This is a genomic window from Mesorhizobium sp. CCNWLY176 (genome assembly GCF_037153935.1).
GTDB classification, from domain to species: Bacteria; Pseudomonadota; Alphaproteobacteria; order Rhizobiales; family Rhizobiaceae; genus Mesorhizobium_M; species Mesorhizobium_M zhangyense.
Window position 1 is genome coordinate 426,956 of record NZ_JBBBDZ010000003.1, and the last position, 13,001, is coordinate 439,956.

Genomic DNA, 13,001 nt, shown 5'->3' on the forward strand with positions numbered 1-13,001 from the left:
GGTATGCTGCTTTCCGGCCAGCCCTTGCTGACCGCGTTCGTCTATTTCTACTCTAACCCCGCGCCATGCGCGCTTCACGCCCACCGCGGCGGCGGCCGCCATTGGCGGCGCCTTCGCCCGGTGCGTTGACTGCTGTCGGAGCCGCAACCGCTTGGCCGCCCTCGGCCGGCTTGTAGTCTTTGTAGGTCTTGATCCAGTTGGTGCAGTTGGCGTCGGTGCCGTTGAGCACGTTGGCGGCGCGCACGGCTTCCATTTCCTGCGGGCGAACCGGGTTCATGATGGCGCTGGTCATGCCCGCGCCGATGACCATCGGGATGAAGCCGGCATTGATGCCGTGGCGGTGCGGCAGGCCGAAGGAGATGTTCGACAGGCCGCAGGTGGTGTTGACCTTCAGTTCCTCGCGCAGGCGGCGCAGCAGCGCAAACACCTGGCGGCCGGCATCGCCCAGCGCGCCGATTGGCATGACCAGAGGGTCGACCACCACGTCATGCGCCGGAATGCCGAAATCGGCGCAGCGCTCGACGATCTTCTTGGCAACCGCGAAACGCACGTCCGGGTCCATGGAAATGCCGGTCTCGTCGTTGGAGATGGCAACGACCGGGACATTGTATTTCTTGATCAGCGGCAGGATCGCTTCGAGCTTTTCTTCCTCGCCGGTGACGGAATTGACCAGCGGACGGCCCTTGGCGACTTTCAATGCCGCCTCGATCGCCGCCGACACCGAGCTGTCGATGGAAAGCGGCAAATCGACCAGGCCCTGCACGATCTCCAGCGTCTGAACCAGCAGCGCCGGCTCCGTCGCGTTCGGGTCAACGGCTGTCACACCGGCATTGACGTCGAGCATGGTGGCGCCGCAGGCGGCCTGTTCGAGCGCATCCTTGATCACCGTCTCGAAATTGCCGGCGATCATCTCGGCGGCCAATTTCTTGCGGCCGGTCGGGTTGATGCGTTCGCCGATCACGCAGAAGGGCTGGTCGAAGCCGATGATGATTTCTCGGGTCGCCGAGGCGACGATCGTGCGGGTCATGAACTTCTCCGTAAGGATATAAAGACTTCTTTATATCGTTTCTCGTTTCGATCAAGCAGGCGCTCAGTGGGCGGTCTTCACCATGTCCACCTGGGTTTCGGTCACGTTGTCATGCAGCAGGTGGTCGAGCCGATCGGCGACAAGCTGGTCGTCGCGGCGCACTTCGCGCTTCCACGGCTGGCGGCCCTTCAGCACGCCCGATTCGTCGACGATCTCGGCGACATATTCCTCCTGGCGATAGGCCATCACATGGATGCCTGAAACGCCGGGGATTTCCTTCACCTCGTTGATGATATCGATGGCAAGCTGCTTGCCTTCCTTCTTCTGGTCCTGCGCGCCTTCCAGCCGCGCAATGATGGAATCAGGAATATGGATGCCCGGCACGTTGGAGCGGATCCACTTGGCGGTCTTGGCTGAGGCCAGCGGCCCGACGCCGCACAGGACGAAAACCTTGTCGGTCAGGCCAAGATCGCGGGCGCGCTCCATGAAGGTTCGGAACATCGGCACGTCGAAGCAATATTGCGTCTGCACGAACTGCGCGCCGGCGGCGATCTTCTTGCCGAGGTGGATTGGCCGGAAATCGAAAGGCGGCGCGAAGGGATTGACCGCAGCACCCAGGAAAAGCTGCGGCGGCGTGGACAGCTTGCGGCCCGACAGGAATTTTCCGTTGTCGCGCATGATGCGGATGGTTTCCAGCAGCGACATCGAGTCGAGGTCGAAGACGGGCTTGGCGCCCGGCTGGTCGCCGGCCTGCACGCCGTCGCCAGTGAGGCAGAGCATGTTGGCGACGCCCATGGCGGCTCCGCCGAGCACATCGCCCTGAATGGCGATGCGGTTCTTGTCGCGGCAGGCGATCTGCATGATCGGGGCATAGCCCATGCGCGTCAGCAGCGCGCAGATGCCGACCGACGACATATGGCAGTTGGCGCCCGAAGCATCGACGGCATTGATGGCGTCGACCCAGCCGTCGAAAATCTTCGCGCGGTTGTAGACGTCTTCCGGGTCGGCGCTGTCAGGGGGGTTGAGTTCGGTCGTTACCGCGAACTCGCCGCGGCGCAGCACGCGTTCCAGCCGGCCACGCGAGGAATGGCCGGGCAGGCGGTCGAGCGGCAGGTCGATGCCGGCCGGGTTCTCGTCGATTTGTGGCGGGCGCGGCGGGTTCATGCCGAGGCTCCCGGGGTCTTGGCCGCTTCGCGCGCCATGGCGGCCTGAGCGGTAACGCGCAGCCAGGCCGAGGTTTCGCGAAGCGACTGGTCGACCGGCTTCTGCACGTTCAGGATGGCATCCCCATTGACCATGTTGCGCGAGCCTTCCCAGGCCTTGACCCAGACGCAGGGCATGTCCGGCTCGACCTCGCAATTGCCGTTGGCGCGCACACCGCCGCAGGGGCCGTTGCGCAACTGCTTGGGGCAGTTCATCGGGCACGACATGCCGGTGGAGGACAGGATGCACTGGCCGCACATGCGGCAGTCGAACATGAAGCCTTTCGCGCGCTTCTCGATGAACTTCACCGGCGCTTCGACGCGGCCGTAGCCGATGCCCTTCCACAGGGGATGGAGCAGCAGGAACGTGTCGGCGAAGCGGGCATAAAACCATTCGAGCAGCCGCGAATGGCGGATCGACCACAGCCTTATCGCATAGGAGCGCTGGACGCGCCGCTGTGGCGACACGTCGGCGGGCTTGTAGTCGCTTTTCGGCGCTGCCTTCTTGACCAATGTGGCCTGGGTAACCGCCGGCTGGTTTTCAGACATTTTCTTCTGTCCCGCCTGCTTTCGCCAAAGCTACGAGCCGCTCGCGGGTGTAGTCGCTGTCAATCGTGGCAACGGCCTTGTCCGCCTCGGCTTCGAGATCGTCGCTTACCGGCAGCGGCTCGGCCTTGCGCCACTCGGCGAGATAGGCGTCGGTCTCGGCCGCACCCGACCGCATCGCGGCCATGTCGATGGCCTCGGTGAAACGCAGCGGCAATTCGCGCTTGGCGTTGGTGCGACCCTTCTTGACGATGACCTGGGCGGGGATGTCGCGCCAGTAGACGATAATCAGATCGGCCATTGAAATCTCGCTTTCCTCTTGGCATTCAGCATTGCCGCAACCGTTGGGGTGCTGCTTGTTATGGGACGACGCGCGCGCATTCAAAAGCGACGCGCAGCGATGTCGCAAAGAAACAGAGCTAAAAAGGAAATTTGAGGGGCGACGATTACCAGACGCCGCGCCGGATGCCGTTCCAGAGATAAGTCCAGATCGGCGGATGATACCATTGCATCGAGGGCAGGCCGGTATCGACCGGTTTCAGGCGACCAGTGAGTGCATCGCCGACCGCCTGCACGCAGATTTCGCGCGACTGCGAGGCCAGCCGCAGTGCGTAGGACATCAGATTGTCGCCGGGGCCGGGCTTGCCGCGCACCTGATAGAGCACGTCGCCGGTGTCGACGCCTTCATCGACAATATGCACCGTGGAGCCGAAATTCCCGGCGTCACCCGTGGCCAGCGCCCAATAGGCGCCGTTCATGCCGCGATATTTCGGGTTGATCGCTGCATGGTAGTTCAGCACCGGGCATTTTATCGCAGCGAGCGTCTTCTTCGACAGAAGCCGGCAGCCGGCGAGGAAAACCACCGCAGGGTCTATTTTTGCGATCGCGGCCAGAAATTCTGGCGAATTGGCTGACGGAACCTGGATGATCTTCTGTCCGGGGCGGGGCTCGGTTTCGAGCCTGGCATCAGCAATCAGGCGCTCGGCATGCCCGGAAAAGAAGCGCTTGCCCAGCCGGTTGACGACCATCGTTGCGACCTGGCCGCCGACCGAAATCCAGCCCTGCTTGCGGGCCCGGCGTTTGAGGAGTGCGGCCTTCGATTCCGGCGTTTCGAGAATGACCGTGACAGGCCCGAAGGCATTTGCCACGGCATTGATGATCGCCCAGATGTGAGGACCGCCCTCGGTCACCATGACGATCGGTTTGTTGTCTGTGTGGGCTGTCATTCTATTCGGTCACGGTGATTTCTGCGGGCCCACGCCGAGGCGGCGAGGGCCCGCGGGACAATCGCACGGTAAGCTTACTGCCGGCTTAACCGGAGTGACAAGTTTGCCGCCGTGAACCGCAGTTCAGCGCTTGAATTCGAGGATGTCGAGTTTGGATTCGAAGCGTGGTGCCGGAAATTCGATACGCCATTCGCTCGGTCCCGTGCGGAATGTATAGCCGGCCTGGTCGCTGTCGGGATTGGCCGGGTAGCGCTTGGGCGTGTCGCCGGCGACGAAGAACGAGCCGAGATAGGTGAGGCGGGTGTCGCTGTCGGCGAAGAAGCGGCCCTTGGTGCGCTGCGAGCCGCTCAGCTTCTCCAGCGTCCAGCCCGAGCCGTCGTCGGTGACGCGGCATTTGAACCAGCCATAGACGACCAGCGGCAGGTTGCCGCCGACCTTGATGGTGCGGCACTGCCAGTTGCCGGTCATGTCGAAATCGGTGAAGGAAACGGGCTGCTTGGCAAGGATTGCGTCGAGCGTCGCCACATCTGCGGCTGCGCCACCCTTCTTGGCCTCGTCGATCGCTTCCGTGCGGGTGGCATCGTATTTTTCCAACCGGGCGCGGTCAGCTGGGGTGATCAGGCTTTCGATCTCGCCGGTTGCAAGCGCCTGCGAGGCGGGCAGGACCAGCAGGAGAGAAAAAAGCGCTTTGCGAAATGCCATCGTCGGCTCCTTGTTTCAAGGCGAAGGGAGCCGGTGATTCCGGCAGCATCGTGATCAAGCCGTGATTAAAGCCGCCTTGGCAAGGGAGGATGAGAGGTCGCCATAGCCGGTGAAGCGGCGCTCATAGGCGAGACCGAGCAGCTTGGCGGCATCCTCCGCCACCTTGTCCAAGGCAGGATCGTTGGTCTGGGCGAGATAGACGACCTTCTCGTAATTGCCGAAATAGTCGGCGATCAGTTCCGGATGCCGGTCCAGCCCGAGCGGCTTGATGAAGAAAGCATCGAACTGCCGACACAGGAAGTCGGTCATGTAGAAGGACATCATGTCGCCGTCTTCGATCGCCCGAAACGCCTCCATGCCCTGATAGAAAGCAAAACAGTGCGGTCCGTCCATGCGCTCGACGCCATGCTTCTCGCAAATGCGGTCGACCATGCCGCCGCTGCCGCAATCGGCATAGCCGACAAAGATCTGGCCGTAGCCGTCCGCCTTTGCCTTGACGATCGCCTTGTCGAGCGCCGGCGCAATCCGGTCGGGATAGTAGTGGAATTCGGCGGGCAGGCATGTCAGGTCGAGATGGTCGAGCCCAAGCTGCTCTTTTACGGCGAGTATTTCGCGCGCAAGCATGCCGCAGCCGATCACCAGCAGCTTGCCGTCTTGCGTTTTTGCGTGCTTCGATGCGGTCGCCATGGAACCACTTAGGCTCAAACCCGTTTCCGATCGCGTACTAACGTCTGAACGCTATTTATTTAGTCAACGAGGGAGACACAGTCCATGAAACTGTCACGTATTGCATCGCTCGCGGCCATTCTGGCCTGCGCCCTGGCGGTATCGGCCTGCGCCAACACAGTTCGCGGCGTCGGCAAGGACGTCAAGTCAACGGCAAATGCCGTCGAGGATACCGTCGAATAATCCTCGATCCGGATTTCCGTCGCAGGGAAATGGCCGCACCTTTGAGTGCGGCCTTTTTCATTTAGGCCGAAGCGCGGATGTTGTGCTTGCGCTTCATGTAATCCTTGGCAGTTTCGACCGCCACAGCCGCATCGCGGCAATAGGCGTCGGCGCCGACGGCTTTGCCAAATTCCTCGTTGAGCGGTGCGCCGCCGACGAGCACGACATAGTCGTCGCGGATGCCCTTTTCCTTCATCGTGTCGATCACGACCTTCATATAGGGCATGGTCGTGGTCAGCAGGGCCGACATGCCAATGATGTCGGGTTGATGTTCTTCGATCGCCGCGAGATACTTTTCGACCGGATTGTTGATGCCGAGGTCGATCACGTCGAAGCCAGCGCCTTCCATCATCATGCCGACCAGGTTCTTGCCGATGTCGTGGATGTCGCCCTTGACCGTGCCGATGACCATCTTGCCCTGCTTGGGCGCGCCGGTGGCGGCCAGAAGCGGGCGCAGGATGAACATGCCGGCCTTCATGGCATTTGCCGACAAAAGCACTTCCGGCACGAACAGGATGCCGTCGCGGAAATCTTCGCCGACGATGCGCATGCCTTCGACCAGCGCTTCGGTCAGAACCCTGTAGGGCACCCAGCCGCGTTCGAGCAGGATGTTGGTGCCTTCCTCGATTTCCTCCTTGAGGCCATCGTAAAGGTCGTCATGCATCTGCTGCACGAGTTCGTCGTCGGAAAGCTCGGACAGGATGATTTCGTCGTCGGACATTTTCAGGCTCCTCGTGGCCGCAGGCACCCATCCAGCGCGGCGCGCAATTTCGCTTCAATACCTATCCCGCAAGCAGTACAAATCCATAGCTGATTTGCGACTTCCTGCAAAAGGAAAGCGACCGCCAACTTATCGGTTTTCTTGTCGATTTTGCGACAGGTCTTGGCGCTGGCGGGCCGTTTCGCTAAGGGGGCATGGCTACGATCCGGAGCAAGGGTGCAAAAAGCGCTCCATGTCAGATTTCTAGGGATGACTTCGATGGAAGATAACCTCTTGTCCGAGCAGGAAGCCTCCAACGCACGGCGCGGACGCGGCGCCAGCGGCGGAGCGGCAGCGCGGCGCGCGGCGCGTTCGGGCGGCGGCCCCGGCGTGCAGCAGACCTATATCAACCGCAAGATCAAGGTTTACGAGGTGCTTGATGAAGAGGGCCTCGCGCTGATCGAGAAGAATGCCGACACCGTTCTGGAAGAAATCGGCATTGAATTCCGCGACGACGCCGAGGCGCTGGCGCTGTGGAAGGAAGCCGGCGCGGACGTAAAAGGCGAACGCGTGCACTTTCCCAAGGGCCTGCCGCGTTCGCTGCTCAAGACCGCGCCTTCGATGTACACGCAGCATGCGCGCAATTCGGCACGTTCCGTGCAGATCGGTGGCAATGCGACAGTCTTCGCGCCGGTCTACGGTCCGCCCTTCGTGCGCGACCTCGATGGCAACCGGCGCTATGCGACGATCGAGGATTTCCGCAATTTCGTGAAGCTCGCCTATATGGCGCCATCGATCCACCATTCAGGCGGCACGGTGTGCGAGCCGGTCGATGTGCCGGTCAACAAGCGCCATCTCGACATGATCTACAGCCACATCAAATATTCCGACAAGCCATTCATGGGCTCTGTCACCGCGCCGGAGCGCGCCGAAGACACGATCGCGATGGCCAAGATCGTCTTCGGCGACGATTTCGTCGACCAGAACACGGTGCTGACCAGCCTTATCAACGCCAACTCGCCGATGGTTTTTGACGAAACCATGCTCGGCGCGCTGAAGGTCTACGCCCGCAACAACCAGGCCTGCATCGTCACGCCCTTCATTCTCGCTGGCGCGATGAGCCCGGTGACGGTGGCCGGCACGCTGACGCAGGTTCTGGCCGAGGTTCTGGCCGGCGCTTCCTTCACCCAGCTTATCCGCCCCGGCGCTCCGGTGCTGTTCGGCACCTTCGCCTCGTCGATCTCCATGCAGTCGGGCGCGCCGACCTTCGGCACGCCGGAGCCGTCGCTGGTGTCTTATGGCGCGGCACAGCTCGCCCGTCGCCTCGGCCTGCCGTTCCGCACCGGCGGCTCGCTCTGCGCCTCCAAGGTTCCCGATGCACAGGCGGCCTATGAAAGCGCCAACACGCTGAACTCGACGCTGCTTGCCGGCACCAATTTCGTCCTGCATGCGGCCGGCTGGCTCGAAGGCGGTCTCGCCTCCTGCTACGAGAAGTTCATGATGGACATCGACCAGCTCGGCATGAGCCAAAAATTCGCCGACGGCGTCGATCTGTCGGAAAACGGCCAGGCGATGGATGCGATCCGCCAGGTCGGGCCGGGCAGCCATTATCTCGGCTGCGACCATACCCAGGCGAATTTCCAGACGGCGTTCTACCGTTCCTCGATCGCCGACAACAATTCCTACGAGCAGTGGCTGGCCGAGGGCCAGAAGACCGCGCCGCAGCGCGCCAACGACCTCGCGCGGCGCTGGCTCGAAACCTACGAAGCGCCGGCGCTCGACCAGGGCATCGACGACGGGCTGATCGATTTCATTGCCAAGAAGAAGGAATCGATGCCCGACGCCTTCACTTGAAAGGAGCCCGATTCAGGCGGGGCTAAAGTCGCCAACATCATTCACAAGGAAGTCTGGCGGAGCGCTTTCTCCGAACCGGACAAGGGGTGAGGCTTGTGCTTTTAGACGGCTGTTTTCTGGACCGTCTCATTCGGCCGCAATTCTCAGGCATGGATCCCCGGGTTCTCCGCACGTCGCTTTGCTCGTGCTGCGACCCGAGGATGACGACGGGAGAACCGTTTCGGCTAGTCACCAGCGTTTGCGATTTGCGGCGAACGTCAAGGAATTCGTCATCCTCGGGTCGGAGATTGAGCGAAGCGAAGATCGGAGAACCCGGGGATCCATGCCTGAACGTTGAAGCTCGCGCAGGCGGTCCAAATTCGCCGATTAGACTGTGGCCATGAGCAACCCTCTTGCCGATATTTCCACCGCCCTGACTGCCCATGGCCTTATCCCGCGCGGCGGCTTCAACTTCAGCGCTGGCGAGGAAGCGCCCACCGGTCTCTCGAATGTCCCCGCGAAATCCGTCCTCCTCATCGGGCAGGCAGGCTCAGCACCCTGGCCGCATTTTCTGCGCTGGCACGAGAAACAACCACGCCACCTGAAAAACCCGCTCGACACATGGTCGCGCGAGGTCATCGGCGCGGTGGCGGAGGAATTCGGCGCGCGGGCCGTCTCGCCGTCAGACCGGCCGTTTCTGCCGTTCCAGCAATGGGCGATGCGGGTTGAGGGACTAAAACCGTCGCCGCTCGGTATTCTCATGCATCCCGAATACGGCCTCTGGCACGCCTATCGCGGGGCGCTTCTGTTCGATCATCAGATTCCGATTCAAGCGCCTGAGAATCCGATTCATCTTTGCGACGCATGTATCGGAAAACCTTGCCTGAATTCCTGTCCGGTCGGAGCATATTCCGCCGATGGATTTGCCTATGAGACATGTCTGTCGCATGTGCGCGGGCCGAATGGCGCACCTTGCCGCGATACCGGCTGCATCGCCCGCAACGCCTGTCCCTATGGGACGGAATATCGCTATGCGGCTGAGGTGCAGGCCTTTCACATGAAGGCTTTTGCCGGATTGTAGCCGAGCGAGGCGCGCGGTCAGTTGGTGTAGCGCGTGTCGTCGGCCGAGGGGTCGCGAGGGGCGTCGCAGGTTGTCACATTGCCGACCGTGCGGCAGGCGCTGGCGACGGGCTTCGGCGCGCAACCGTCCGGGTCCGGGCAAGGCGGCGGGCTGGGAAACCCGACAACCGAATTGGCAACTTCTGGCTGTGCGGCTGCTGGCGCAGGCATCGCGTTTGCGGGTGACGGTGCCGCGAGGCTGGGAGCCGGGAGGTTTTCGGAAGCGGCGTTTATCTGCGATGTCGAAGCAGCCGCAGGCGAATAGCCGAGATCCTGCGGTTCGGAGGATGTGCAGCCGGCAAGAAAAATGGCGGAGATTACCGGGCAAAACAGCGCCGGCAGCAGTCGATTTTTCATGTGTGACCTCATCTTGCCGTGCCATGTTCCAGAGATGGGGCGGCTATACAAGGCGAGCGGCGCCTTCTCCCCGCACGAATTATTGAACGATGCAATCCGGCGCTGCCTTGGCCCTATGGGGGCAGACGGCTATGTATCGAACCGGAGCAAAGGAGCAGCCAATGACCATGCGCGACATCGAGATCAAGACCGAAGACGGCACCGCCAAGGCGGCTCTGATCCTGCCCTCAGCGACTTCGAAGGCCGGCGTCATCCTCTATATGGACGCTTTCGGGCCGCGCGCAGCACTTTACGAAATGGCCGAGCGCCTAGCGGGCGAGGGCTATGCGGTTCTGGTACCCGATCTCTTCTACCGTTTCGGCGCTTACGGTCCCTATGATGCCAGGACAGCCTTCAGCGACGAGAAACTGCGCGCCGAACTCATGGGCATGGTCGGCGGTACCACGCAGGAGATGACGCAGCGCGACACGGCGGCGTTTCTCGAAGCCTTGTCGGAAAATGGCGCGACCGGGCCGATCGGCGCCGTCGGCTACTGCATGGGCGGCGGCCGCGCGCTGAATGCCGCCGCAGCCTATCCCGGCCGCATTGTCGCCGCAGCCAGTTTTCACGGCGGACGGCTCGCAAGCGACGCTCCCGATAGCCCGCACAACAATGCAGCCAGTATCAAGGCACGCGTCTATGTCGGTACCGCCGGCGTCGATGGCAGCTTTCCGCCGGAGCAGTCCGGCCGCCTTGCCGAGGCGCTGCGCACGGCCGGCGTCGATCACATCATCGAAAACTATATCGGCGCGGACCATGGATGGTGCGTTCCCGACAATGGTGCTTACAACGAAAAGGGTGCCGAGCGTCATTGGCAACACCTGACCACATTCTTCGCCGAAACGCTGCGCTGAAGCGGAGACGTTCGTGTAAACAGCCAGAACGATTGCTGTGGCTTCTCACAAACTGATTCAGTTTGACCGCCTATCCATCGGAAAATCCTGCCTGAATCCGTTCGAGTTGACGGCTGGTGGCCAGAGGCGTATTCATCAAGTCATCCGATGACTTGATGAATACTTGCCATGCAACCAGCCGTCCGCACCAATCTCACCGAAAGTGCCGCCGAAAGCGTGCGGCTCGAAATCGTCAATGGCCGCTGGGCCATCGGCGAGCGCATCCCCAACGAAGCCACGCTGACCGAAATGCTCTCCGTCAGCCGCGGCACGGTGCGCGAGGCGGTGCGGGCGCTGGTATCGCAAGGATTTCTCGAAACCCGGCAAGGCTCCGGCACCTATGTGCGTTCCGCCGTCGACACCGCCGGTACGCTGAGCCGGGTAAAGCGAGCTGGCCTGCGCGACCAGTGGGAGGCGCGGGCAGCACTCGACATCGAAGCGGCGCGGCTTGCCGCCATCCGCCACACGCCCGCCGATATCGCACTGATGCGCCGGTTGCTGGCGCAGCGCGGTACGCCTGCCGATGGTGGGCGCGAGGCCTTTGCCCGCCGCGACATCGCCTTTCACAAGGCGGTCGTTGCCGCGTCAGGCAACCGGGCGATGGTCGAGATCTACGATTTCTTCTCTGCGGCGATTATCGAGACGATCCAGTCGACGCTCGCCGGCGATGTGTCCGAGCCCGATGCCAAGGCGCATGAGGCCATTGTCGATGGCGTCGCCTCGGGCGATCCCGACATTGCCGCCGCCGCCGTCCGCACCTTTATGGCGCCCGTTCTTCTCGAACTCGATCGGCTGCTTTCGCAATGAACCAGAACTTTCCCCGGCCGCAGGCGCAGGACAAGCCCGCCGCGATGGATGCCGCTGACAGCCAGCTCATTGATGCCGAAGAAGACAGCATTCCGCGTCCGCTACCGCCGCAGCTTCACAGCCGCGCGGCGCAGATAATGCTCGGCGCGAGCCTCGTGTTGATTGCCTTCAATCTGCGGCCGTTGTTTTCCAGCCTGTCGGTGCTGCTGCCGGAAGTCATCCAGGAAACCGGCCTGTCGACCGTCGGCGCCAGTATCCTGACGACGCTGCCGGTCCTCTGCCTGGGAGTCTTTGCGCCCTTTGCGCCCAAGCTTGCTCAGTGCTTCGGCGCAGAGCGCGTGCTGCTCGGCGCACTGCTGTTGCTGGCGATCGGAACGGCCCTGCGCGGGCTGGAAGCGGTACCGGTCCTGTTTGCTGGCACTTTCCTGGCTGGGGCTGCAATTGCCGTCAGCAATGTGCTGCTGCCGGGGCTGGTGAAGCGCGATTTTTCCAGCCACGCGGCGATCATGACCGGGCTCTACACCATGGCGCTCTGCGGCGGCGCCGCGGGTGCAGCGGGGCTGACGCTGCCCATCGAGCATGTCGTTGGCTCATGGTCGGGCGCGCTCGCCGCTTGGGCGGTGCCGGCGCTGGTCGTGATGCTGATCTTTGCGCCGCAGGCGCTGGCGCGGAAGGCGCAGGCCAGCCATTCAGGCTTTCGTGTCGTCGGCTTGTGGCGCGACCGGCTCGCCTGGCAGGTCACGTTGTTCATGGGGCTGCAATCGGCGCTGGCCTATTGCGTGTTCGGCTGGCTCGCGCCGATGCTGCGCGAACGCGGCTTCGATGCGGCGACTGCCGGCGGCATTGTTTCGCTTTCGGTGATGATGCAGGTCGTCACCTGTCTGGCGGTGCCGTCGCTGGCCGTTCGCTTTAGGGACCAGCGCGGCGTCAATGTGGTGTTGGTCGCGGCTTCAGTCGTCGCGCTGCTCGGCTTTCTGTTTGCGCCCACCTCCACCGTGCTGTTCTGGGCGGTGCTGCAAGGCACCGGGCAGGGCGGGCTGATTGCGGCTGCGATGATGGTCATCGTGCTGCGTTCGCCCGATTCCCATGTCGCCGCGCATCTTTCCGGCATGGCGCAAGGCGTCGGCTACGTGCTGGCAGCAATCGGCCCATTGCTCGTCGGCCTCATCCGCAGCTGGACCGGCAGTTTTCACGCCGCCGCGTTTCTCTTCGTGGCGCTCGGTGTCGGTGCCGCAATCATGGGATGGGGTGCGGGCAGGGCGCTGCATGTGGGGGCGCGAACGGTGAGGGTGGGGGAAGAGTGATAGTCACTCTGTCCAGTGCATTTGTCTTTGCCGGCTAATAATTGCATGCCGAAATGTTCAGGACACCATCCGTGACGATCAGCGCAAGCCAACCATGAAGTTCGTCATCCCGGAAACCGCAGCGAAGCGGAGGTTATCCGGGATCTATTGGTCAGGGCATCGTTGGGCGCGGCCCGGTCCGGATATTGACGCGCGTTCTGCACCGCTGAAGTTCTTCTCCGTTCCGGCATGGATTCCCGACACTCTCCGCTCGTTCCTCGCTCACGAGGTCGAGAATGACGAATTGCATTTAGGCTTG

The 13,001-nt window shown here is 62.4% G+C and carries 16 protein-coding genes; 7 read left to right on the plus strand and 9 right to left on the minus strand.

Annotated features, from left to right (window positions below):
* Positions 1 to 52 precede the first annotated feature (52 nt).
* The 7 genes from WBQ96_RS07650 to WBQ96_RS07680 all read right to left on the minus strand — a co-directional run bounded on the left by WBQ96_RS07650 (position 53) and on the right by WBQ96_RS07680 (position 5,390).
* Entirely contained in the window at positions 53 to 1,027 is a 975-nt protein-coding gene (locus WBQ96_RS07650) for a methyltetrahydrofolate cobalamin methyltransferase (protein ID WP_336548881.1), read from the minus strand.
* Between the two features lie 63 nt (positions 1,028 to 1,090).
* A complete protein-coding gene (locus tag WBQ96_RS07655) occupies positions 1,091 to 2,191 on the minus strand; it encodes a methylenetetrahydrofolate reductase (protein WP_165115748.1) in 1,101 nt (366 codons plus the stop codon).
* Entirely contained in the window at positions 2,188 to 2,778 is a 591-nt protein-coding gene (locus WBQ96_RS07660; RefSeq protein ID WP_165115746.1) for a methylenetetrahydrofolate reductase C-terminal domain-containing protein, read from the minus strand. The genes WBQ96_RS07655 and WBQ96_RS07660 overlap by 4 nt, the downstream gene beginning before the upstream one ends.
* Positions 2,771 to 3,076, minus strand: a complete 306-nt coding sequence (locus tag WBQ96_RS07665) for a virulence factor (RefSeq protein WP_119816968.1) — start codon at positions 3,074 to 3,076, stop codon at positions 2,771 to 2,773. Before WBQ96_RS07665 ends, WBQ96_RS07660 begins: the two co-directional genes overlap by 8 nt.
* A gap of 145 nt (positions 3,077 to 3,221) precedes the next feature.
* Complete coding sequence (locus WBQ96_RS07670; protein ID WP_336548888.1) at positions 3,222 to 4,001, minus strand: formyl transferase; 780 nt, start codon at positions 3,999 to 4,001, stop codon at positions 3,222 to 3,224.
* Positions 4,002 to 4,124: 123 nt separating this feature from the next.
* Positions 4,125 to 4,703, minus strand: coding sequence for a DUF4893 domain-containing protein (locus tag WBQ96_RS07675; RefSeq protein ID WP_336548890.1), 579 nt, complete (start codon positions 4,701 to 4,703; stop codon positions 4,125 to 4,127).
* 54 nt (positions 4,704 to 4,757) lie between these two features.
* Positions 4,758 to 5,390, minus strand: coding sequence for a DUF1638 domain-containing protein (locus tag WBQ96_RS07680; protein ID WP_165115738.1), 633 nt, complete (start codon positions 5,388 to 5,390; stop codon positions 4,758 to 4,760).
* An 84-nt stretch (positions 5,391 to 5,474) separates the two neighbouring features.
* Between WBQ96_RS07680 and WBQ96_RS07685 the strand changes: the two genes are divergently transcribed.
* Positions 5,475 to 5,612: an entericidin A/B family lipoprotein gene (locus WBQ96_RS07685; RefSeq protein WP_091915040.1), complete on the plus strand. Its 138-nt coding sequence runs from the start codon at positions 5,475 to 5,477 to the stop codon at positions 5,610 to 5,612.
* A gap of 61 nt (positions 5,613 to 5,673) precedes the next feature.
* Here the strand turns inward: WBQ96_RS07685 and WBQ96_RS07690 are convergent, their stop codons facing one another.
* A complete protein-coding gene (locus WBQ96_RS07690; RefSeq protein WP_165115736.1) occupies positions 5,674 to 6,372 on the minus strand; it encodes a corrinoid protein in 699 nt (232 codons plus the stop codon).
* A 258-nt stretch (positions 6,373 to 6,630) separates the two neighbouring features.
* On the opposite strand from WBQ96_RS07690, the gene WBQ96_RS07695 reads away from it, so the two are divergent.
* Together WBQ96_RS07695 and WBQ96_RS07700 are read left to right on the plus strand one after the other, a co-directional pair.
* Positions 6,631 to 8,205: a trimethylamine methyltransferase family protein gene (locus WBQ96_RS07695; RefSeq protein ID WP_091915109.1), complete on the plus strand. Its 1,575-nt coding sequence runs from the start codon at positions 6,631 to 6,633 to the stop codon at positions 8,203 to 8,205.
* Between the two features lie 379 nt (positions 8,206 to 8,584).
* Positions 8,585 to 9,265 (plus strand): 4Fe-4S dicluster domain-containing protein, encoded by a 681-nt coding sequence (locus WBQ96_RS07700; RefSeq protein WP_165115734.1) that lies wholly within the window; start codon positions 8,585 to 8,587, stop codon positions 9,263 to 9,265.
* Positions 9,266 to 9,282: 17 nt separating this feature from the next.
* On the opposite strand, the gene WBQ96_RS07705 is transcribed toward WBQ96_RS07700, so the two are convergent.
* Complete coding sequence (locus WBQ96_RS07705; protein ID WP_336548894.1) at positions 9,283 to 9,660, minus strand: hypothetical protein; 378 nt, start codon at positions 9,658 to 9,660, stop codon at positions 9,283 to 9,285.
* Positions 9,661 to 9,821: 161 nt separating this feature from the next.
* Here WBQ96_RS07705 and WBQ96_RS07710 point away from each other — a divergent pair, with 161 nt between their 5' ends.
* From WBQ96_RS07710 to WBQ96_RS07725, 4 genes are all read left to right on the plus strand, one after another.
* Positions 9,822 to 10,553: a dienelactone hydrolase family protein gene (locus WBQ96_RS07710; protein ID WP_165115731.1), complete on the plus strand. Its 732-nt coding sequence runs from the start codon at positions 9,822 to 9,824 to the stop codon at positions 10,551 to 10,553.
* A 168-nt stretch (positions 10,554 to 10,721) separates the two neighbouring features.
* Complete coding sequence (locus WBQ96_RS07715; protein ID WP_165115729.1) at positions 10,722 to 11,399, plus strand: FadR/GntR family transcriptional regulator; 678 nt, start codon at positions 10,722 to 10,724, stop codon at positions 11,397 to 11,399.
* Positions 11,396 to 12,703, plus strand: coding sequence for a CynX/NimT family MFS transporter (locus WBQ96_RS07720; protein WP_336548898.1), 1,308 nt, complete (start codon positions 11,396 to 11,398; stop codon positions 12,701 to 12,703). Before WBQ96_RS07715 ends, WBQ96_RS07720 begins: the two co-directional genes overlap by 4 nt.
* Positions 12,704 to 12,797: 94 nt before the next feature.
* A partial coding sequence (locus WBQ96_RS07725; RefSeq protein WP_337035874.1) for a hypothetical protein occupies positions 12,798 to 13,001 on the plus strand: 204 nt, incomplete at its 3' end.